General features: G+C 57.4%; 20 protein-coding genes. 19 read left to right on the top strand and 1 reads right to left on the bottom strand.

All coding sequences use genetic code 11. The features are described from left to right. From GYM47_RS10385 to GYM47_RS10365, 5 genes are all read left to right on the top strand, one after another. Complete coding sequence (locus GYM47_RS10385) at positions 1 to 561, top strand: DUF1285 domain-containing protein (protein WP_139527233.1); 561 nt, start codon at positions 1 to 3, stop codon at positions 559 to 561. Next, positions 558 to 2,756, top strand: a complete 2,199-nt coding sequence (locus tag GYM47_RS10380; protein WP_153842903.1) for an ATP-dependent helicase — start codon at positions 558 to 560, stop codon at positions 2,754 to 2,756. The genes GYM47_RS10385 and GYM47_RS10380 overlap by 4 nt, the downstream gene beginning before the upstream one ends. A gap of 137 nt (positions 2,757 to 2,893) precedes the next feature. Further along, entirely contained in the window at positions 2,894 to 4,123 is a 1,230-nt protein-coding gene (locus tag GYM47_RS10375) for a porin (protein WP_153842904.1), read from the top strand. An 11-nt stretch (positions 4,124 to 4,134) separates the two neighbouring features. Then, positions 4,135 to 4,560 (top strand): type 2 periplasmic-binding domain-containing protein, encoded by a 426-nt coding sequence (locus GYM47_RS10370; protein ID WP_139527236.1) that lies wholly within the window; start codon positions 4,135 to 4,137, stop codon positions 4,558 to 4,560. Positions 4,561 to 4,636: 76 nt separating this feature from the next. Next, positions 4,637 to 6,061, top strand: a complete 1,425-nt coding sequence (locus tag GYM47_RS10365) for a GGDEF domain-containing protein (protein ID WP_153842905.1) — start codon at positions 4,637 to 4,639, stop codon at positions 6,059 to 6,061. Positions 6,062 to 6,127: 66 nt separating this feature from the next. On the opposite strand, the gene GYM47_RS10360 is transcribed toward GYM47_RS10365, so the two are convergent. Then, the gene (locus tag GYM47_RS10360) at positions 6,128 to 7,792 is read right to left on the bottom strand and encodes an electron transfer flavoprotein-ubiquinone oxidoreductase (protein WP_153842906.1); all 1,665 of its coding nucleotides are present in this window, start codon (positions 7,790 to 7,792) and stop codon (positions 6,128 to 6,130) included. Between the two features lie 376 nt (positions 7,793 to 8,168). Between GYM47_RS10360 and GYM47_RS10355 the strand changes: the two genes are divergently transcribed. From GYM47_RS10355 to GYM47_RS10290, 14 genes are all read left to right on the top strand, one after another. Then, entirely contained in the window at positions 8,169 to 8,918 is a 750-nt protein-coding gene (locus tag GYM47_RS10355; RefSeq protein WP_168444453.1) for an electron transfer flavoprotein subunit beta/FixA family protein, read from the top strand. A 14-nt stretch (positions 8,919 to 8,932) separates the two neighbouring features. Continuing rightward, the gene (locus GYM47_RS10350; protein ID WP_168444446.1) at positions 8,933 to 9,859 is read left to right on the top strand and encodes an electron transfer flavoprotein subunit alpha/FixB family protein; all 927 of its coding nucleotides are present in this window, start codon (positions 8,933 to 8,935) and stop codon (positions 9,857 to 9,859) included. A 215-nt stretch (positions 9,860 to 10,074) separates the two neighbouring features. After that, positions 10,075 to 10,686, top strand: coding sequence for a superoxide dismutase (locus GYM47_RS10345; protein ID WP_153843667.1), 612 nt, complete (start codon positions 10,075 to 10,077; stop codon positions 10,684 to 10,686). A 252-nt stretch (positions 10,687 to 10,938) separates the two neighbouring features. Next, entirely contained in the window at positions 10,939 to 11,160 is a 222-nt protein-coding gene (gene nrdH / locus GYM47_RS10340; protein ID WP_139527265.1) for a glutaredoxin-like protein NrdH, read from the top strand. Between the two features lie 9 nt (positions 11,161 to 11,169). After that, on the top strand, positions 11,170 to 11,619 hold the full coding sequence (gene nrdI, locus GYM47_RS10335) for a class Ib ribonucleoside-diphosphate reductase assembly flavoprotein NrdI (protein ID WP_139527266.1): 450 nt from the start codon (positions 11,170 to 11,172) through the stop codon (positions 11,617 to 11,619). Continuing rightward, on the top strand, positions 11,586 to 13,781 hold the full coding sequence (gene nrdE / locus GYM47_RS10330) for a class 1b ribonucleoside-diphosphate reductase subunit alpha (protein ID WP_194928585.1): 2,196 nt from the start codon (positions 11,586 to 11,588) through the stop codon (positions 13,779 to 13,781). The genes nrdI and nrdE overlap by 34 nt, the downstream gene beginning before the upstream one ends. 41 nt (positions 13,782 to 13,822) lie before the next feature. Continuing rightward, positions 13,823 to 14,794, top strand: a complete 972-nt coding sequence (gene nrdF / locus GYM47_RS10325) for a class 1b ribonucleoside-diphosphate reductase subunit beta (protein WP_139527267.1) — start codon at positions 13,823 to 13,825, stop codon at positions 14,792 to 14,794. 43 nt (positions 14,795 to 14,837) lie between these two features. Next, positions 14,838 to 15,245, top strand: a complete 408-nt coding sequence (locus GYM47_RS10320) for an NUDIX hydrolase (RefSeq protein WP_231125635.1) — start codon at positions 14,838 to 14,840, stop codon at positions 15,243 to 15,245. Positions 15,246 to 15,450: 205 nt separating this feature from the next. Continuing rightward, positions 15,451 to 16,230 carry a DUF3450 domain-containing protein gene (locus GYM47_RS10315; protein ID WP_153843668.1) on the top strand — a complete coding sequence of 260 codons (780 nt, stop codon included), beginning with the start codon at positions 15,451 to 15,453 and terminating at the stop codon, positions 16,228 to 16,230. Next, positions 16,227 to 17,588, top strand: a complete 1,362-nt coding sequence (locus tag GYM47_RS10310) for a MotA/TolQ/ExbB proton channel family protein (RefSeq protein ID WP_153843669.1) — start codon at positions 16,227 to 16,229, stop codon at positions 17,586 to 17,588. The genes GYM47_RS10315 and GYM47_RS10310 overlap by 4 nt, the downstream gene beginning before the upstream one ends. Position 17,589: 1 nt before the next feature. Next, entirely contained in the window at positions 17,590 to 18,132 is a 543-nt protein-coding gene (locus tag GYM47_RS10305; protein ID WP_139527270.1) for a MotA/TolQ/ExbB proton channel family protein, read from the top strand. Then, a complete protein-coding gene (locus GYM47_RS10300) occupies positions 18,125 to 18,532 on the top strand; it encodes an ExbD/TolR family protein (RefSeq protein WP_139527271.1) in 408 nt (135 codons plus the stop codon). The genes GYM47_RS10305 and GYM47_RS10300 overlap by 8 nt, the downstream gene beginning before the upstream one ends. After that, the gene (locus tag GYM47_RS10295; RefSeq protein WP_139527272.1) at positions 18,529 to 19,275 is read left to right on the top strand and encodes an energy transducer TonB; all 747 of its coding nucleotides are present in this window, start codon (positions 18,529 to 18,531) and stop codon (positions 19,273 to 19,275) included. The genes GYM47_RS10300 and GYM47_RS10295 overlap by 4 nt, the downstream gene beginning before the upstream one ends. A gap of 46 nt (positions 19,276 to 19,321) precedes the next feature. Then, positions 19,322 to 20,440: a hypothetical protein gene (locus tag GYM47_RS10290; protein ID WP_153843670.1), complete on the top strand. Its 1,119-nt coding sequence runs from the start codon at positions 19,322 to 19,324 to the stop codon at positions 20,438 to 20,440. The last annotated feature ends 65 nt before the right edge of the window (positions 20,441 to 20,505 follow it).

Here is a 20,505-nt window from a genome sequence, read left to right as displayed (position 1 = left end):
ATGAACATTGATCGGCTACTTCAGCAATCCGGCGGCTCGGCGACCATTCCCCCTGTCGATACTTGGCAGCCCGAGCTCACGGGCGATATCGACATACGCATCCAGGCGGATGGCACTTGGCTGCATGAAGGCAAGCCTTTCGCACGCCCGGCGATTGCCAAGGTGCTTGCCAGTCTTTTGCGGCGGGATGCGGAAGGGTATTGCCTGGTGACCCCCGCTGAGCGCTGGCGCGTCAGCGTCGAGGATCGTCCATTAGTGATCGTCGAGGCCGATTTTCGCGACGACGCCTGGTGGCTGACCACCCAGTTCGAGGATGTGGTGCGCCTGGACGCTGATCATCCCTTATCGCTGTCGATGACACCTGAAGGTGATTTAGCGCCCGAGTGTGCCATTCGCTTTGGCTTGGCAGCTCGGCTGCACCGCAACGTGTTCTATCGCTTAGTGGAGCAAGCCCGCGTCGAAGAAGCGGCAAGTGGACAAACGGTTTGCCGACTCTATAGTGCAGGAAGCTGGCATCCACTTGGTCAATGGAGCGATAGCTTGCCAAGTGAGGCGCCGTGAAGCTAACGGCCGAACAGCAAGCAGTGGTTCACCATGGCGAAGGGCATGCTCGTGTTGCCGCCGTGGCGGGAGCGGGTAAGACCACGACCATGGCCGCTCGAGTACTTCATCTGCTATCGAGCGGCGTTGCTCCCAAGCGAATGCTGGTGCTGATGTTCAATCGTTCTGCTAAAGAGGATTTCCAGCGACGCCTGGCCACCATGGCCCCAGATGGGCAACCGCTGCCCGATGTGCGCACGTTTCACTCTCTGGGGCATCGTCTGACGCAAAGCTTGTGCCGTTGGGGGGCGCTGGCCCCTAGACGGTTACTCTCTGCCGAGTGGCAGATGGAGCGCTTGCTGCGTCAGGCTAGTTTGAACGTGCTGGCCGACCAAATGGAGCGCCGTGACGCTGCGCTAGAGGGCGACCGCCTGGAAGCACTGGCGCATTTTTGCGGGTTGGTAAAGGCGGAAATGCTATCTGCCGAGACCCTCTACGAGCGGCTTCAGTTCGAGCCTGACACCGATTACTTTCCTGCTGCCTTCGCCGAGGCCGAACGCCTTTTGGAGGCGGAAGGAGTGATGAGCTATGCGGATCTGCTCTACCGTCCCGTACAGGCCCTGGAAGCCGATGACGCACTTCGCCAGCGCGTCGAGGGGTTTTTGGATCACGTGATCGTCGATGAGTATCAGGACATCAATACGGTTCAGCAACGACTGCTCGCCGTGCTGGCCGGTTCCACTGCGAGCGTTATGGCGGTGGGCGATGCCAACCAGTGCATATACGAGTGGCGGGGGGCACGCCCTGATACGATGCTGGAAAACTTTACCGCGACGTTTGGTGACGCCACCGACTATCCGCTCTCAATGACCTTTCGTCATGGGCACGCGCTGGCGCTTACGGCCAATCACGCCATCATGGCCAACCGCCGACGGCCTGATCAGCTCTGCTTGGCAGGGGCTCGCAACCCGGCGACCCGCATCAACGCAGGTCAAGGCAGCCGTTTTTTGCTGGATGCGCTGATCGATTGGCAATCGCAAGGGCGCGCTCTGAGCGATGCCAGCCTGCTCGTGCGCAGTTGGGCACTGTCGGTGCCGTTCCAGCTCGCACTGCTTCAGGCGGGTATTCCCTTTCGAATGTTGCGAGAAGACCGCTTTGTGTTTCGCTTGCCTTTGGTGCAGGCATTGGCGGGCTATCTGAAGCTCTCCAGGCGCCCAGAGCTGTTACAGGATCCCGAGCAGTTGCTGCTGTTATTAGCTCAGCCAACCCCGTTCGTTGCCAGAGAGCGCTTGCAGCGCCTGGCCTACCAGCTTGCGAGTACTCAGCAGTGGCCGGAGCGCCATGAACCCGTGCTGGCCGCATTGAAACCGCTTCAGCGGCGCACCCTCAAAAAACGCTGGGAATTGCTGTGTGAATTGCCGAGGCTGAGTGCTTGGCCACCGGCAAAACTGCTCAGTCACGTGGTCGAGGTTATCGATGCAGAAAAGACGTTGAAGCGTGCCGCTGCGAGACGCGACAAGGGGGAGGAGGACGTACGACTGCTAGATGTACTGATCGAGCAGGCCGAGAGTGTACAAGACCCCGATGCGTTCATCGAACTGCTCGAGCGCCCCGTGGAGAATCAGGCGGGTGGCGTATTGATCAGTACGGTGCACGGTGCCAAAGGCCTCGAATGGCCTTTGGTGGCGGTGGCCGGGGTCAACGAAGAAGACTTTCCTTACTACAGTCACGATAACCCCCTGAGCGACGAGCGATTGGAAGAGGAGCGAAGGCTATTTTACGTCGCCATTACTCGTGCCAAAGAGCAGTTGCTCGTTCTGCACGATGGCGGTGTCCACAAGCCAAGCCGCTTCATTGCTGAAAGTGCCTGGCAAGACGGTATGCGCATTGCCGAGCATCTTGCACACGCCCAGCCACCGAGTGACCCGGTAGCGGTGAATGCACCAAGCTTGGTCGAGCGCTACTTGAAAAAGATCGGGCGCGAGGATATTGCCCTGGCGGCACCTCAGGTGAACGAAACCGTGGCTGGTTATCGTGTACACAGCCATTTCTACCCTGGTCAACGGCTGCTACATGCGGTGTTTGGCGAAGGTGAAGTGGCCGCCGTCGAAGGCAACCCCTCCGACCCCGTCATCGACGTTCGCTTTGTCCAAGCCGGCCGGCGACGTTTGATTGCCCGTCGTGCGCCCATCGAGATCATGGAGTCCGCAAGCTAGCGTTGACGTTCCGTTTAGCTTGTCAAGGAGGCTCTTTTAACTGTTGTCAGGACCGATTGGTTCAATGGCGTTTGACTTAGTCTAGTCTGGCCGATTAAATGCTTGGCAGTTAACCATTTACCCAGCAGGTAATCGGCATGCTAAGGCAGTTTGTCAGGTCGTGCGCCATTTCCCTTGCGGTTTACAGCGGCGTTATATCGGCCGACACGTCACTGCCCAGCGTTAGCCTGAATGGGTTCGGCACGCTAGGTGTCGTGCATTCAGATATTGCTGATGCCGATTTCGTGGCCGATCCGTTCGCCTCCTCGGGTGCGGGTTTCAGCGGGGAGTGGAGTGCTGAAGTTGATAGCCGATTGGGGCTTCAAACGACGCTTGCCGCGACGTCTTCCCTCTCCGCGACCGTTCAGGTGGTCAGCGAAAAACGCTTCGATGGCTCCTACTCGCCGGATATCGAGTGGGCCTATCTTCAGTATGACGCGACGCCGTCGTTAAGCTTTCGCGTAGGTCGCATGGTGCAAGGAAGCTTCATGAATTCCGAGTACCGCAAAGTGAGTTTTGCTACCCCTTGGATCAGACCGCCTGCTGAGATTTATCGTCTCGTTCCCGTCGCCAATTTCGATGGAGTCGATCTTCGCTATCGCTACTATTTGGGTGAGGCGATCAACGATGTGCGTCTGAGCTATGGTGGCGGTAGCGTGGAGTATGAGACAGGAGATATCGACTCTTCCGACTCGTGGGGCCTTTCTCAGCATACGCGGTGGGGCAATACGACACTTTTTGCCAGCTATGGCGAGCTCAGTGTACAAGCCGATGAGTTGACCCAGTTCTTCGATGTTTACCGGCTTTTTGGGCCTCCGGGAGAGACCTTGGCCGAGCGTTATGAAGTCGATGGCAAACCCATCCGCATTTTGAGCTTTGGCGTCAACTACGACCCCGGTTCATGGTTTGTGGAGGGGGAGTGGGCCAAGTTTTCTTCGTCGACTCTCCTGGGCAGTAGTGAAAACGCTCACTTGACGGCGGGCTATCGCATTGGCCAATGGACCCCCTATGCGGCACTCGGACGCGCCCGTGTTCTGAGCAATCGATCCGAGCCCGGACTGACCCCTGGATTTTATCCCTCTCCCTTTTCTGAGGCGGCCGTGGTGCTCAACAGCACGCTGAATGCCGTGCTGTCGTCTGGGCTATCACAAGATAGCAGCACCCTTGGTTTGCGTTGGGATTTTCGCCCAGGGATGGCGCTAACGGCACAATATGACCATATCGATTTTCGCTCCGGTTCCCCTGGCGGGCTGATCAATCAGCAGCCCAATTTCCAGCCAGGGGGCAATATAAATCTGTTTAGCCTCGCGCTCGACTTTGTGTTTTAAGGAGCGTGACGATGGCAAAGCGACTATCTCAAGCATGCTGTTGTTTACTGCTCGGCTTGCTTCCCTGTGCAGGCGTTGCTGACTTGGTCGTGGTGGTATCTGCAGAGACAGGACTGACTCGGATCCAGCGTCAAGAGCTGAAAGACCTTTATTTGGACAGCCGAACGCGGCTTCAAGGGGGGGCGGCGATAACGCCTATCGACCAATCCGAACGGTCACGTGAGCGAGACGAGTTTTACCGTCGCTACATCGAAAAGACACCGGCACAGTTGCGCGCCCATTGGGCGAGGTTGATTTTTACTGGTCGAGGCCAGCCGCCTCAAACGCTTGCCGATAGCCAGGCCGTGGTAGAGAGGCTCGCTCGCGACCCCGGCGCCCTTGGCTACATTGATGCCCGTTATTTGGATGATCGGTTGCGGGTGGTGACGATTGAGTAACCTCAAAGGACCATCGCTGCGCCTGGACGCGCAGCATAGGGTATATTCGTGGCGCGATCGATTAGCCGAACCATTGGTGCTTTTTGGTACGGTCGGCCTTTTGATCGTGCTGATCATCGTAAGCAGTACCCACTATTTGGTCAGTCGTGAGCAAGCGGCGATAAAGCGTCAAATCGAGCATTCGATCGGCGATATAGCAGATACCTACGAAGCTAGGGTACTGAGATCGCTGCGAGAGATCGATGCCACCTTGAAACTCGTCGATTTCGTCGCTAGCCAGCAGCGTTCAGATATCTTGACCACGCTTTCTGAGAGGAACTTGCTGCCACCCGGGTTGATTTTTTCAGTGAGCATCGTTGATGGTCAAGGAAGGGTAAAAGAGAGCACGAGCCCTTGGGAGCTAGCCACACAGGGCGACACTTTTCCCACGCTGCCAGATGTAACCGAGTTAGTGGTCGAGGCGTTTTCGGCGGCGGGGCGCCAACAGCTGCTATTTGCTAGAAAGCTTAGCAATGAGAGTAACGTCCCTGAGTGGGCGACGTTAACCGTCAGTGCTGACTACTTCGTCAGTGGGTATGATGCGGGGTCACTGGGGGAGCGCGGGTTACTCGCGTTAGTGGATGCTGGGAACGTCACGCGTATTGCCCGAAGTGGCTCCCAGCTAACCTCTCGCACCATCATGGCGTTGCCGTCCTATGATGAGATTATGAATAGCGACGATAAGCCCTTCCTCACGCATTGGATGGAGGTCGAGAGAATGACCTTGGTCCGGCCGCTGTTTCGTTTTCCTCTGTCCATCGTGGTAGGCATCTCGGTGGAGGAGCAGTTGGCGAGTGCTTACCCGATGGCGCGTCGCTACTGGTTGCGCGCGCTGATTGTGAGTGTCGCCGCCCTGATGTTTCTTGGGCTCTTGGCGCGGCTTAGCCATCAGTTGCAGCGAGAGCGTCAGCGAGTGATGGATGAACGGCTGCGCCACGCCCGCCATATCGAGCACCTTGCGTTTCACGATACCCTGACCCAGCTACCTAATCGAGCTTACCTGAGCTATGTGGTGGACCAAACGATTGGGCAGCATCGTGAGTCAGAAGAAGGCTTTGCCTTGCTGTTCTTGGATTTGGACCGCTTCAAGAGCGTCAACGATACCCAAGGCCATGAAGCGGGAGATAAGTTGCTACGGCTAGTCGCTAAGAGGCTGCTGGCTTCGGTGCGCGAACATGATGTCGTTGCTCGGCTGGGGGGCGATGAATTCGTTATTTTATTGAGAAACATCACCCAGCGAGAGCCTGTGACACGAATTACCGAACAGCTGGTGACCGCTATACAAGAGCCTTTCGCTTTACAAGGGCAAACGTGTTTGATTTCGGTCAGTATTGGTGTGGCGTTATTTCCCCATGATGGGGCCGACGAGCAAACGTTGATGAAGCGTGCTGATGCCGCCATGTATCGCGCCAAGCAGGCGGGCAAGAACACCGCGTATTTTCATGAGCGGTGGTCGGTGTAAGAGCGCGAAGGTAGCCAGAGGCATGTATGCTGCCCCTTTGAAGGGGCAGCAACAATCGAGGTGGACTTACATATTGGGATAGTTCGGTCCGCCGCCACCTTCTGGTGCTACCCAGGTGATGTTCTGGGCAGGGTCCTTGATATCGCAAGTCTTGCAGTGCACGCAGTTTTGGAAGTTGATCTGGAAACGCGGCTGGCCTTGATCGTCTTCGACGACTTCATACACGCCCGCCGGACAGTATCGCTGTGCGGGCTCGGCGTATTTAGGTAGGTTATGGCGAATCGGTAGGTCTGGGTCTGCGAGACGCAGGTGGCAAGGCTGATCCTCTTCATGGTTCGTGTTGGACAAGAACACTGACGTGGATTTGTCGAACGATAGCTTGCCATCCGGCTTCGGGTAGACGATTTTCTCGAACTCAGCGGCCGGCTTCAGCGCCCCATGATCGGTCGTCGTATCATGGACGTTAGGTAGTTTATTGCCCAGAAGTTGATTCACGAAGTTATAGGCACCGCCACCTACCGTACCGTATTTATGAATGGCGGGTCCGAAGCTCGCACTCTCTTTTAGCTCCTGGTAGGCCCAGCTAGCTTCCCACTTGCTGGTGAAGTTGGCGAGCTCTTGTCCCCCTTCATCACCCCCTTTGATGGCCTCGAAGACGCTCTCGGCAGCCACCATGCCCGATTTCATGGCGGTATGCAGGCCTTTGATTTTGGCAAAGTTTAGCGTGCCCGCGTCGCAGCCAATCAGCAGACCACCTGGGAACGTCATTTTCGGCAGGCAGTTGAACCCACCTTTGGCAATGGCCCGTGCGCCGTAAGCGACGCGTTTCCCGCCTTCTAGGTATTGGCTGAGCTCCGGATGATGTTTCATACGTTGGAATTCATCGAACGGGGAGAGCCACGGGTTTTGGTAGCCAAGATCCATGATCAGTCCAACGACGACCTGCTGGTTCTCTGCATGGTAGAGGAACCAGCCGCCGTGGGTGTTGCTATCTAGCGGCCATCCGGAACCGTGCACCACTAGGCCAGGTTCGTGCTTGTCGGCGGGCACATCCCACAGCTCTTTCAGGCCAATACCGTAGTGCTGCGGATCGCGGCCTTCATTCAGAGAAAAGTCGTTGATCAGTCGCTTGCCCAAGTGGCCTCGCGCACCCTCGGCAAAGAGCGTGTACTTAGCGCGCAGCTCCATACCAGGCATATGGCCATCCTTGGGCGTGCCATCGGCACCCACGCCCATATCACCAATCAAAATACCGCGAACGACATCCTCTTCGATGATGACTTCCTGGGCGGCAAAGCCAGGGAAAATCTCGACGCCCAGCGACTCCGCCTGTTCCGCCAGCCAGCGGCACAGGTTGCCCGCACTAATCACGTAGCGCGTCAGATCGCCGCCAGTGTTGTGCATGCTTTTGGGAACGAGCGCATTGGGGATTTTCTGCGCTTTCTCGGCATCTTTGAGCAGATATACCTCGTCGCGAACGGCGGGCGTCGTCAGAGGGGCGCCGCGCTCTTCCCAATCAGGAAACAGCTCTGCCAGTGCGCGGGGTTCGAAGACCGCGCCAGATAGAATGTGGGCGCCCACTTCCGAGCCTTTTTCGACGACACAGACGGTGAGTTCCTGCTCGGCTTCGTTTGCTTGTTGCATCAAGCGGCAAGCGGCGGCAAGGCCTGATGGGCCTGCGCCGACGATGACAACGTCAAAGTCCATTACATCGCGCTCAACGTTTTCCACCCGGTTTCTCCTTATTCTCATAAGCGCCATCGTTGTCGGGCTAGTGAATAGGCACTAGCTTATGAAAAGATGGCCTTAATTTAAAACGGTCGTTTGCTTCTGGTTATCTCCCATGATAGGCATAATACCCGTGTCAGGTCACCCCTACGATGGCAAATGCGCACTTTATCCATACCGATTAGGCAAGTGACTCCCATGGGCTACGACCAAGGCCGCACGCAGAGAGAGTTGTTGATGGTGGGTAGGCTGTGGCAAATTGATAGGGTTTTTCATTTACCAGCCTATCAAACGCTTGCATGAATTTTTTAGCGTTGCCCCGTTAGTGGCGGCGCCTGTTCGGGTTAACGGCCTCTATCACGAGCCAAGCGAGGAACCTATGAAAGTACTCGTCGCGGTGAAACGCGTCATCGACTACAACGTCAAAATCCGCGTCAAAGCGGACCACTCCGATGTGGACCTTACCAACGTCAAAATGGCCATGAACCCCTTCTGCGAAATTGCCGTGGAAGAGGCGGTGCGCCTGAAAGAGAAGGGCGTGGCCACCGACGTCGTGGCCGTCACGGTCGGCCCCAAGGCCGCCCAAGAGCAGCTGCGCACCGCGCTGGCGCTAGGGGCCGACCGCGCCATCCACATTGAAACCGACGAGCGCGCCGAATCGCTGGCGGTGGCCAAGCTGCTGGCCAAGGTGGTGGACGACGAGCAGCCGGGCCTGGTGATTCTCGGTAAGCAAGCCATCGACACCGACAACAACCAGACCGGCCAGATGCTCGCCGCGCTGACCAACCTGCCGCAAGGTACGTTCGCCTCAGAAGTGGCCGTAGACGGCGACAAGGTCAACGTGACCCGTGAAATCGACGGCGGCTTGCAAACCGTTGCCCTCACGCTGCCCGCCATCGTCACCACCGACCTACGCCTCAACGAGCCGCGCTACGCCAAACTGCCGGACATCATGAAGGCCAAGAAAAAGCCGCTGGATGTCAAAACCCCCGCCGACTACGGCGTCGAGGTGGCCTCCAAGGTCACGCTGCTCAAAGTGGAATCCCCCGCCGAGCGCAAAGGCGGCGTCAAAGTCGCCTCGGTGGACGAGCTGATCGACAAACTGAAAAACGAAGCCAAAGTGCTTTAAAAGGAGCTGATCTCATGAGCATTCTGGTACTTGCCGACCTGCATGAAGGTCAGTTAGCGGGCGCCACCGCCCACGTCGTCGCAGCGGCCCAAGCCATCGGCGGCGACATCGATGTGCTGGTGGCCGGTGAAGGCGTCCAGGCCGCCGCCGACGCGGCCGCCCAGCTCGACGGAGTGAGCAAAGTGCGCGTGGCGGACAACGCCGTGTACGCCCACCAGCTGGCCGAGCCCATGGGCGCGCTGCTGGTGGAGCTGGCGGGCGACTATACCCACGTACTGGCCAGCGCCTCCACCACGGGTAAGAACGTCCTGCCGCGCCTAGCGGCGCTGAAAGACGTCAGCCAGCTATCGGACGTGATTGGTGTCGACAGCGCCGATACCTTCCTGCGTCCGATCTACGCCGGTAACGCCATCGCGACGGTGAAAAGCGACGACGCGCTGAAAGTCATCACCGTGCGCACGACAGCGTTCGATGCGGTGGGCAGCGGCGGAAGCGCCACGGTAGAAGCGGTGGACGTGGTCGTCGACAACACCCAATCGCGCTTCGTCAAGCAAGAGCTGGCGCAGAGCGACCGCCCCGAACTCGGCGGCGCCAAGGTGGTGATCTCCGGCGGCCGCGGCATGGGCAACGGCGAGAACTTCAAGCTGCTCGACGGCATTGCCGATAAGCTGGGGGCAGCCATTGGCGCTTCTCGTGCGGCGGTGGATGCCGGCTTCGTGCCCAACGACATGCAGGTCGGCCAGACCGGTAAGATCGTTGCGCCGGAGCTGTACATTGCGGTGGGTATTTCAGGCGCGATTCAACACTTGGCGGGCATGAAAGACTCCAAGGTGATCGTCGCGATCAACAAAGACGACGAAGCGCCGATCTTCCAGGTGGCCGATTACGGCCTGGTAGGGGATCTGTTCGAGATCCTGCCGGAGTTGGAAAGCAAGTTATAAGCTATTGAACTGCTTGCCTAGCAAAAGCCGACTTCGCCAGAAGTCGGCTTTTTTATTGCGGGCGGGTTCGATAAACTGACAATAGTTGACTAAGGTACTGGGATAAAGGTTTGCCGCCCATGGTAAAAAATTGCCGTGGCGGTGGTTGAAAAGGGTGAAGTAAGACCACACCTACTGTAGTGAACGCAATAGAAGCCACTCAAGGAGAAGATAGCATGGCACATACCCTTCCTGAACTGCCGTACGCCTACGATGCACTCGAGCCGAACATCGATGCGATGACGATGGAAATTCACCACTCTCGCCACCACAATACCTATGTCACCAACTTGAATGGTGCGCTGGAAGGTACTGGCCTTGAAGATGTGCCAGTGGAAGAGCTGATCTCCAATCTGGACCGCGTACCCGAAGAAAAACGTCAAGCCGTTATCAATAACGGTGGTGGGCACGCGAATCACTCCATGTTTTGGCAAATGATGTCGCCTAAGGGTGGCGGCCAGCCGCATGGTGATATTGCTAAAGCCATCGACGCCGAGTTGGGCGGCTTGGATGCATTTAAAGACGCTTTCAAAAAAGCCGCGTTGGGCCGTTTCGGCAGCGGCTGGGCATGGTTGTCCGTCACGCCTGAGAAAAAACTAGTCGTCGAAAATACCCTCAACCAAGATAGCCCGTTGATGCACGGCAACACGCCCGTACTCGGTCTGGACGTTTGGGAGCACGCTTACTACCTGAAGTTCCAGAACAAGCGCCCCGACTACGTCGATGCCTTCTTCAATGTGGTGAACTGGGACGATGTCGAGCGTCGTTACCAAGCCGCCACCGCCTAAGACTCACGCTTCGTGAGCGCGATGTAAGCGCTTTACATCGCCTAAAACCGTCCCCTGATCAGGGGGCGGTTTTTTTGTGCCTGGGTATAGCGCTGGGCATGAGCTGTCAATAACCTGTGGATGAAAAAATACCATATATGCTTGAATTGATTTTCTCTTGGTCTATATATAGTATGCGTGGTGACTTTTAGAGAGGTAGGGCAAGCGCTGCGCACTACCTGAAAACTGCCGCTATGAAAAGGAAAAATAGCCATGGAAATCCAAATTTATAGCAAGCCTGCCTGCGTCCAGTGCACCGCTACGTATCGTGCGCTGGATAAGCAGGGTCTCGACTACACCGTCATCGACATTACCGCTGAATCAGGCGCACAAGCAGAAGTCGAAGCGCTTGGATATCGTCAACTACCGGTCGTCGTGGTTGGTGAAGAGCACTGGTCGGGCTTCCGCCCGGATCGCATTCAAGCGCTGGCGTAATCGTCACCCATGCACACGGCTGACGTGGAAGCCAATCAGGCAGGTACGCTGGTCTATTTTTCCACCAAGTCAGGCAATACCCATCGTTTCATAGAAAAGCTTGGTTTGGGTGCACAGCGGCTACCGTTAAATCGTGAAGCCCCTACGCCACGCATCGAGCAGCCCTATATATTGATCACCCCCACCTATGGGGGTGGTTCGGCCAACGGGGCCGTGCCAAAGCAGGTAATTCAGTTTTTAAATGACGCGCACAATCGACACCTTATAAGGGGTGTCATTGCTGCTGGTAATACTAATTTTGGTGACGCATACGGTTTGGCGGGGCGAATTATTGCCCAAAAGTGCCAGGTGCCACTGCTTTATCGTTTTGAATTATTTGGCACCGATGACGATGTCGCCAAGGTCCGCAAAGGAGTAGAAGAGTTTTGGAAACGTCAAGCTCAGTCTCTAAGAACGTAGCTGCAAAAAACTCGGCAGATCAACGCCCTGCTGCGGGAGCCACCGAGGCGCGCACGCTGGATTACCATGCGCTGAATGCGATGTTGAACCTGTACGGTGCCAACGGCGAGCTGCAGTTGGACAAGGATCGCGAAGCGGCGCGTCAGTACTTCCTTCAGCATGTCAATCAGAACACGGTGTTCTTCCACTCTTTAGAAGAGAAGTTGGATTATCTGGTGGAAGAGCAGTACTACGAAGCCGACGTGCTGGCGCAGTACAGCTTCGCGTTCGTCAAAGCGCTGTTCGAGCAAGCGTATGCGTATAAATTCCGCTTCCCGAGCTTCCTGGGTGCGTTCAAGTACTACACCAGCTACACGCTCAAAACCTTCGACGGCAAGCGCTACCTCGAGCGGTATGAAGACCGCGTCTGCATGGTGGCGCTGACCTTGGCACGCGGCGACGAAGCGCTGGCCAAGTCGCTAGTCGACGAGATCATTAGCGGTCGTTTCCAGCCCGCGACCCCCACCTTTCTGAACTGCGGTAAGCGTCAACGGGGCGAGCTGGTCTCTTGCTTCTTGCTGCGCATCGAAGACAACATGGAGTCCATCGGGCGCTCCATCAACTCTGCGCTGCAGCTCTCCAAGCGTGGCGGCGGCGTGGCTTTCCTGCTCAGCAACATTCGCGAATCCGGCGCGCCGATCAAGCGTATCGAGAATCAGTCATCGGGCATCATCCCGATCATGAAATTGCTCGAAGACGCCTTCTCTTACGCTAACCAGCTGGGCGCTCGTCAGGGGGCCGGGGCGGTCTATCTCAACGCTCACCACCCGGATATTTTGCGCTTTCTGGACACCAAGCGTGAAAACGCGGACGAGAAAATTCGTATCAAAACGCTATCACTGGGCGTGACTATTCCTGACATCACCTTCGAGCTGGCCAAGCGTAACGACGATATGTACCTCTTCTCGCCTTACGACGTCGAGCGCGTCTACGGCGTACCGTTTGGTGATATCAGCGTGACCGAGAAGTACCATGAAATGGTGGCTGATGCGCGCATTCGTAAACATAAGATCAATGCGCGCGCCTTCTTCCAAACCCTGGCTGAACTGCAGTTCGAGTCTGGTTACCCATACATCATGTTCGAAGATACGGTCAACCGCGCCAACCCGATTGCGGGTCGTATCAACATGAGTAATCTCTGCTCTGAGATTCTGCAGGTCAATACGCCCACCGAGTACGATGACGATCTCGGCTACCGTCAGGTAGGGCAGGATATCTCCTGTAACCTCGGGTCGATGAACATAGCCAAGGTGATGGATTCTGGCGATATCGGGACCAGTGTCGAGATCGCCATTCGTGGCCTCACCGCCGTGTCTGAAATGAGCAACTTGCGTAGCGTTCCCTCTATCGCTGAAGGTAATGCCAAATCTCGCGCCATCGGCCTTGGTCAGATGAACCTGCATGGTTTCCTGGCCCGCGAGCATATCTACTACGGTTCAGAAGAGGGGTTGGATTTCACCAACCTGTACTTCTATAGCGTGGCGTTCCATGCGCTTCGCGCGTCGAATCGACTGGCCATTGAGCATGGCGAGACCTTTACTGGTTTTGAAGACTCCACCTATGCGTCGGGTACCTTCTTCGACAAGTACACCGATCAGGCGTGGCTCCCGCGTACCGAGAAAGTGCGTCATCTCTTCGAGCGCAGCGGCATTGCACTGCCTACGCAAGACGACTGGCAATCGCTCAAAGCCTCGGTGATGGCGCACGGCCTGTACAACCGTAACCTGCAAGCGGTACCGCCGACCGGTTCTATCTCTTACATCAATCACTCCACGTCGAGCATTCACCCGGTGGCGGCGAAGATTGAAATTCGCAAAGAGGGCAAATTGGGTCGCGTTTACTACCCGGCACCTTTTTTGAACGAAGAGAACTTCGACTACTTCCAGGATGCCTACGAAATCGGCCCTGAAAAAATCATCGATACTTACGCAGAAGCGTCCAAGCACGTGGACCAAGGCCTCTCGTTGACACTGTTCTTCCCGGATACGGCCACCACGCGGGATATCAACAAGGCGCAAATTTACGCTTGGCGTAAAGGCATCAAGACGCTTTATTACATCCGTCTACGTCAAAGTGCTTTAGAAGGCACCGAGGTGGAAGGCTGCGTCTCCTGCACGCTTTGAACGGGTAACGCTTTTAAGATGATGTTTGTGAGAGAACGCTGATGACCATGATGCAACGTTTGTCGCGAGTGAATGCGATCAACTGGAACCGCCTTCAGGATGATAAAGACCTTGAAGTGTGGAACCGTCTGACCAGTAACTTCTGGTTGCCGGAAAAAGTGCCCCTCTCCAACGACATTCAGTCTTGGAATACGCTGACGCAGCAGGAGAAGCAGCTGACCATTCGCGTATTTACCGGTCTGACGCTGTTGGATACCATTCAAAGCAGCGTGGGCGCGCCCGTGTTGATGGAGGACGCACGCACCCCTCATGAAGAAGCGGTATATACCAATATCGCTTTCATGGAGTCGGTGCATGCCCGCTCCTACAGTTCGATTTTCTCGACGCTGTGTGCCACGCGGGATGTGGACGATGCCTTCCGCTGGAGCGAGGAGAATCCGACGCTGCAGATGAAGTCAGAGCTGATTTTGAATCGCTATCGCTCCGACGATCCACTCATGCGTAAGGTGGCGAGTGTTTTCCTGGAATCGTTCCTGTTCTACTCAGGCTTCTACCTGCCGATGTATTGGTCCAGTCACGCCAAACTGACCAATACCGCTGACCTGATTCGTTTGATCATTCGTGATGAGGCGGTACACGGCTATTACGTGGGCTACAAATTCCAGCAGGCGTTGGCAGAAGAGACGCCCGAGCGGCAGCAGGAAGTGAAAGACTACGCCTACGAGCTACTGCTAGAGCTTTACGACAACGAAGTTCGCTACACGGAATCGCTGTACGATGACGTGGGTCTAACGGAAGACGTGAAGAAATTTCTTCACTACAACGCTAACAAAGCCTTGATGAACCTGGGTTTTGAGCCGCTATTCCCCAGTAGCGTGACGGACGTAGACCCAACGATCATGGCCGCGCTGTCGCCCAGCGCGGACGAGAACCACGACTTCTTCTCAGGGTCGGGATCCTCTTATGTCATTGGTAAAGCCGTCGCCACCGAGGACGACGACTGGGCGTTTTGATAGTGCTGCCAATGGGTGGGGGCGTCAGTTATCTGGTGGATGAATGATGCAAACAAGTAACGCGAATGTATTGAAAATAGCAGCCGCCGTAGTGAGCGATTCAACAGGTCGATTGCTATTGGTGCGTAAACGCAATACATCTTTTTTCATGCAGCCAGGCGGCAAGATCGATGCAGGAGAAACTGCCCTAGAGGCTCTTTGTCGTGAACTCAATGAGGAGTTGGGGCTGATAGTGAATAGTGACCGTCTCTCTCCACTCGGATTGTACTCAGCGCCCGCTGCCAATGAGCCAGGTGTGATGTTGGACGCATATCTCTTTAGCCTTGTGCTTGATGAGCGTGTCACGGCGGCAGCTGAAATAGCTGAAGCAAAATGGGTGACTCGGGAAGAAGCATGGCAGCTCCCTTTGGCGCCACTCACTAAAGAGCATATCGTAGCAAATCACCATTAATTTTAATTAGTCATCAAGGCGCCGGTAGGCGCCTTTTTTGTGTGCAGAAAATACGCTGGTGACTGAATGTTAATGATAAATATTGTCATTAATTCTATTAGTGGTACGCTATGCACTGCACGCGTTAAACGCAAATCGTTCTTATACCTAATGAGTTTTAGCACGCCGATCGTGATGGCGCGCTGAGCAGTGACGGAGACATAACGTGCGGAACAGGCCTTTCTTTGCCTTGCGTGGATGCTGTCTAGCGGGCGTGCTAGCCAGCGGTGCGCTCATGGCAAGTGATGAGACGGTGGATCAAGCGGCCCAAAGTGTCGAGGCCCAGCAAGCCCAGTCTGAGCTGCAGCAGCAAATCGATAGGGCGGATGAAGCCACGCGATCCGCCATTGAAGAACTTCGCCGCCTGGAGCAGGAAACCCGCCAGATGGAAGCCGCCAACGCCACGCTCAGCAGCCGCTTGGTCAGTGAGGCCGAACGCCAGCAACGTTTGAATCAAGCGCTGGATACCTTGAGCGATACGCGCGCAGCGCTGCCCATGATCGAACAGGATATGACCGAACAGCTCACTCGATGGATCGAGTCAGATCTTCCCTTCTTGACCGATGAGCGCCTCGCCCGGGTGGCGTCTGCAGGTAGCCCTGAGGCGAGTAGTGCCGAACGCATTGCGAGCCTGATCGAAGCTTGGCGTGCAGAACTCGCTTATGGACGCGAGGTTGATAGCTGGCGTGGCCGCTTGGAGATAGAGGGCGCTTCCCCCAGGGAGGTGGAATACTTGCGGATTGGCCGTATTGGCTTTTATTACTTGACACCGGATGGCCGAGAGGGCGGTGTCTGGGATAAAGAAGAGAGAACTTGGCTCGCGTTAGACGAGCCCGCTCGTCGCCAGGTACGTAATGGACTGCGGATTGCGGCCGACCAGCGTACCCCAGAACTTCTAAAGCTCCCGCTCTCGATCACGGCTAATGACCAAGGAGGGCAGCCATGAGTCTGTTTTCTCGCTCCAAGGCTAGGCTTTGCCTCACCCTATTGGTCGGCGTGTTGACCAGCAGCGTTGGCATGGCCCAAAGCGACGATGTCAGCTCGTTAAGAGAGGCCCGCGAGGCTGCCCAGGCGCGTGACCAGGTGCGTCTTCAATCTTTCTTGGATGATCAAGACGCGCTAGAAGCCGCTTTGCAAGAGGCGCGTGATGCCCACTCGGCTGCCGAGGAGCAGCAGGCTGCGCTCGAAGCGCAACAGGATGAGCAAAACGAGCAGGCGCAGGCACTTGCTCAGCGCCAGGCGGAACAAGGCGAGGCGTTAACGGCGCTACTGGCGGAGCTAACGCGTCATAGCGAAGAGGTTCGCAACGAGCTAGGCGGCGATAGCTGGCTAACGCTTGAGGCCGATGCTTTGCCACCGCGTTTGAACGATGTCGACGTGCTCGAACGGCAAAACATTGAGGCCGTCGTTGATCGTCTAGCGGCTCTCACCATGGATACGGGCCGTGCCGAGCGCTTGGCGTTACCGGTAGCAGATGCCAGCGGTGACATAGCGTCGCGCAGCGTCGTGCGACTGGGTGATTTCGCTGCGTTCACCGAGTCTGCGCTGCTTCGACAAGGGCAAGATGAGGAAGGTGGCCTCGCCGAGGTGCCACGCACCCCCGCCGATATTCGCGATCTATTAGCGGCTTATCACAGCGGCGAGAGCCGCGAATTCGCTATCGACCCTACCCAGGGCAGCGTGCTCGAAGCGCTGGCCCAGCAGCCCACGCTATGGGAGCGCTTTCAGCAGGGCGGTTACGTCGGTTACGTGGTCGTGGTGCTAGGGGGCATCGGCCTGCTAGTCGCCTTGGCACAGTATCTGTATCTGTTGGTGGTCAGCGCCCGCGTGCGTCGCCAGCGTCAAGCGCTGCATCAGCCCAGCGCGGACAACCCTTTGGGGCGTGTTCTGCAGCGCTTTAAAGAAATGGACAAACATCAAGCGCCGGAAGCGCTCGAAGCAAGGCTGGATGAGGCGGTACTCGCCGAGCTACCTAAAATCGAACGTGGTCAACCCATCGTCAAGCTGCTGGCCGCCATTGCGCCGCTGATGGGTCTGCTGGGTACCGTGACAGGCATGATCGTGACCTTCCAGGCCATCACGGTCTTTGGCACGGGGGACCCCCAGCTCATGGCAGGGGGGATCAGTCAGGCGCTGGTCACTACCGTGTTGGGTCTCGTCACGGCAGTGCCGCTGCTGTTTGCCCAAACGGCGCTGTCTAGCCGCAGTCGCTTCATTGTTCAGGTGATCGAAGGCGAAGCAAGCGCCACGCTGGCAGACCATCTGGAAGCGCAGTCCGCTGGCCATGCGCACGCGGTGACTTAGTATGCCTACGCTACCCCTATGGCTTTCGCCCGTCGAGCGGTTGCTCGATGCAGGTGGTGCCGTCATCGTGGTGCTGGCGCTGGTGGCCGTGGCGGTGTTCGCCATGGCGATCGAGCGGTGGTGGTACTACCGCTTCAGCTGGCGGCAATCGCGACATGAGCTGGTGCGTCGCTGGACGGCCCGTAACGACCATCGCAGTTGGAGCGCGCGCACGCTACGCCATGTGTGGAGTGCTGCACTGGTGGCCAAGCTGCGTCGGCCGTTGCCTTGGATCAAGCTGCTCGTGGCGCTTTGCCCGCTGCTCGGGTTATTGGGAACGGTCACGGGCATGATTACCGTTTTCGATAGCCTTTCGATGAGTGATACCCACCAAGCCCGAGCCATGGCCGATGGGGTTGCCCGGGCTACGTTGCCCACGCTGACGGGCATGGCCATTGCGGTGGTGGGTATGTTGTTTATTAGCCGTTTAGAGCACGTTATTCGTCGCGAAGACCAGCGTCTGCATGACCGTTTAGCGCGTGCCTTGGAGGAGAGTGATGCGTAGACGCCGTTCCATAGAGGCTGCTGACGATAGCAATGAGGTAAACCTGACGCCGATGTTGGACGTGGTGTTCATCATGCTGATCTTCTTTATCGTCACGACCAGCTTTATCAAGGAGAGCGGGGTGGACATCGATCGCCCTGAGGCCTCAGCGGCCACTCCGCGTCCCGATGCGCAAGTGTTGATTGCCGTCACGCCGGAAGGAGCCGTATGGGTCGATGGCCAGCCAGTGGACGTTCACCGTGTGGGCCAGCAGGTGGCTGGAATGCTGAGCGGTGAGGGCTCCGTGGTCATTCAGGCCGACCGGGCGTCGACGACCGGCGTTCTGATCGAGGTCATGGACCGCCTTCAGCAGGCGGGCGTCGAGCAGGTTGCCGTGGCAGCGAGCCGGAGTGCGCCATGATGCGCCATGTGTTGTCGATGCTAGGTGGTATCGCTCTGGCCGTTGGACTTCTCTGGATGCTGGCGCTGCTGGTCGCTCCCCCCGAGCAGCAGGTGGATGAGCCCATCATGTCGATGTCGATGACCATGGTGGAGGCACCGGAGGTGGCGCCGGAGCAGGAGACATCGCCCCCTGTACCTACTCAAGCCGCTTCAGCGCCACCGCCCATGCCCGTGCCATCACCAGCGCCGGTCGCCACGAGCGCGATTGCGCTACCAGATGTAGAGCTACCCGACGCGCCGGTAGAGCCCGTCGAGTTGGAAAGCGAGCTGCCGGAGCTGACCGAGGTGCGCCCTGAGCCTACGCCGCAGCCCCAGCCCCAGCCAGCACCTGAGCCCGCCCCCGAACCTTCAGAAACGGCGGCCCCCTCTCCTGAGCCTGCCACCGCGCAGCGGGAAGCGGCACCAGCCGCAGAGCCCGCGCCCTCGAATGAGCCCGTGAGTGTCGGTCAAGTGGCGCCCACGAATCGCGTCAACCCGTCTTATCCTCCACGTGCTCAACGCCGAGGTTTGGAAGGGTTTGTGGAGGTGGAATTTGTCATTCAGCGTAATGGAAGGGTAGATGGAGGCTCCATTCGGGTAACCAATGCACAGCCTCGCCGGGTATTCGAAGACGCCGCTCGTGAGGCAATTGCGCGCTGGCAGTTCGAGCCCAGCCAGCAGCTGCGGCGCGCCACCCAGCGTATCGAGTTCCAGTTAAGGTAGCGGTGACATGTCTCGTATAGAAAATACGCCAAACAGGCCCGTCGTTATGGTTGACCACAAACGCGCGTTAACACAATGGATAGGTATCGTGTTGCTAAGCGCGTTGAGCGTCACCGCAACGGCCAATGAGCCGCTACCGGGCGATATGATTCAGGACCTGAACCGGCTCCAGAGTCAGTTGGCCAGCCAGACAAGCGGCTCAGCCGATCCTGACGTGCTGAACAGTATCATCGCTCATGCGCGCGCTCAGTCCGAGCGACTCGCAGGTGGTAACCGTGCAGATCAATGGGCGAGTGCGCTGTATCATCAGCTAACCGCCAGCGCACTGGTGCGTCAGGGGGACCCCCTGGCTGCTGCCGACGAGCTTGCCAGTGCCCGTCAGCGGCCAAGCGTCCCCGATAGTCAAGTGCGTCGCTGGTTACGTGACGAAGCGTTGCTGCGCCGTGCCGCAGGAGAACGGGGTCAGGCTATCACACTGTACGAGCAGTGGCTGAATGAGTCGTCGGGCAGTGATCGCTACGCGGAAACGGCTTGGCAGCTCGTACGCCTGTTGGCGGAAGAGGAGCGCTGGCAAGAGGCGATGGAGTGGCTGGCGCCGCTGCTTGAACAAGGGGAGTTGACGGCTGATCAGCAAACGCTCACCCATGTCGTGCTTCGAAACACAGGGGATAACGCACAGGCACTTAGCTGGCTGCTGAATGGGTTGAGTGCTGAGAGTGACGCCGAGGCGTGGCGTCAGGCTGCCGGTCTTGCCCAGCAGGCCGGCCAACTGGGCGTGGCCGCCGCCGTTTGGGAGGCAGCCTGGCAATTGGGTAAGTTTTCTACGCCTGAGGAACGCCGCACCCTGATCGAGCTGCATATGGCCGGGGGGACGCCTGCGCGCGCTGCCGAGCACTTAGAAGCGGCGCTAGAGGCGGATTCACTTCCCCGTGATGAAGATACGCTTCGCCTGCGCGCCACGGCTTGGCAGCAGGCCAAGGATGTCGATAAAGCGCTAGCGGCGTGGCGCGAACTGGCCGCGCTGACCCAGACAGCGGAGGATTGGCGACGTTACGGCCAGTTAGCTTATGGGTGGGGTGAAGACGCACAGGCCGAAGCGGCCCTGACCCAGGCGGCCGATCTAGGCGATGACCAAGCAGAGCAGTGGTTGGCTTATTTCGATTGATGGCTGCTTCAAGCGAATGTGATATAAACATCGGGCTGCCTGTAGGGGCTGTCCGGTTGCCTTGC

The sequence above is a fragment of the Vreelandella piezotolerans genome (genome assembly GCF_012427705.1).
GTDB lineage: Bacteria > Pseudomonadota > Gammaproteobacteria > Pseudomonadales > Halomonadaceae > Vreelandella > Vreelandella piezotolerans.
Note: the sequence above shows the minus strand (reverse complement) of the source record. Positions and strands in the feature narration are given on the sequence as shown.

Excerpts from the sequence above, each read along its gene's own strand:
- GYM47_RS10370 (WP_139527236.1), top strand. The coding sequence starts at position 4,135 with ATGGCAAAGCGACTATCTCAAGCATGCTGTTGTTTACTGCTCGGCTTG.
- nrdF (WP_139527267.1), top strand. The coding sequence starts at position 13,823 with ATGACCATGATGCAACGTTTGTCGCGAGTGAATGCGATCAACTGGAAC.
- GYM47_RS10300 (WP_139527271.1), top strand. The coding sequence starts at position 18,125 with ATGCGTAGACGCCGTTCCATAGAGGCTGCTGACGATAGCAATGAGGTA.
- GYM47_RS10375 (WP_153842904.1), top strand. The coding sequence starts at position 2,894 with ATGCTAAGGCAGTTTGTCAGGTCGTGCGCCATTTCCCTTGCGGTTTAC.
- GYM47_RS10295 (WP_139527272.1), top strand. The coding sequence starts at position 18,529 with ATGATGCGCCATGTGTTGTCGATGCTAGGTGGTATCGCTCTGGCCGTT.
- GYM47_RS10350 (WP_168444446.1), top strand. The coding sequence starts at position 8,933 with ATGAGCATTCTGGTACTTGCCGACCTGCATGAAGGTCAGTTAGCGGGC.
- GYM47_RS10290 (WP_153843670.1), top strand. The coding sequence starts at position 19,322 with ATGGTTGACCACAAACGCGCGTTAACACAATGGATAGGTATCGTGTTG.
- nrdI (WP_139527266.1), top strand. The coding sequence starts at position 11,170 with ATGCACACGGCTGACGTGGAAGCCAATCAGGCAGGTACGCTGGTCTAT.
- GYM47_RS10345 (WP_153843667.1), top strand. The coding sequence starts at position 10,075 with ATGGCACATACCCTTCCTGAACTGCCGTACGCCTACGATGCACTCGAG.
- GYM47_RS10320 (WP_231125635.1), top strand. The coding sequence starts at position 14,838 with ATGATGCAAACAAGTAACGCGAATGTATTGAAAATAGCAGCCGCCGTA.
- GYM47_RS10355 (WP_168444453.1), top strand. The coding sequence starts at position 8,169 with ATGAAAGTACTCGTCGCGGTGAAACGCGTCATCGACTACAACGTCAAA.
- GYM47_RS10385 (WP_139527233.1), top strand. The coding sequence starts at position 1 with ATGAACATTGATCGGCTACTTCAGCAATCCGGCGGCTCGGCGACCATT.
- GYM47_RS10305 (WP_139527270.1), top strand. The coding sequence starts at position 17,590 with ATGCCTACGCTACCCCTATGGCTTTCGCCCGTCGAGCGGTTGCTCGAT.
- nrdH (WP_139527265.1), top strand. The coding sequence starts at position 10,939 with ATGGAAATCCAAATTTATAGCAAGCCTGCCTGCGTCCAGTGCACCGCT.
- GYM47_RS10310 (WP_153843669.1), top strand. The coding sequence starts at position 16,227 with ATGAGTCTGTTTTCTCGCTCCAAGGCTAGGCTTTGCCTCACCCTATTG.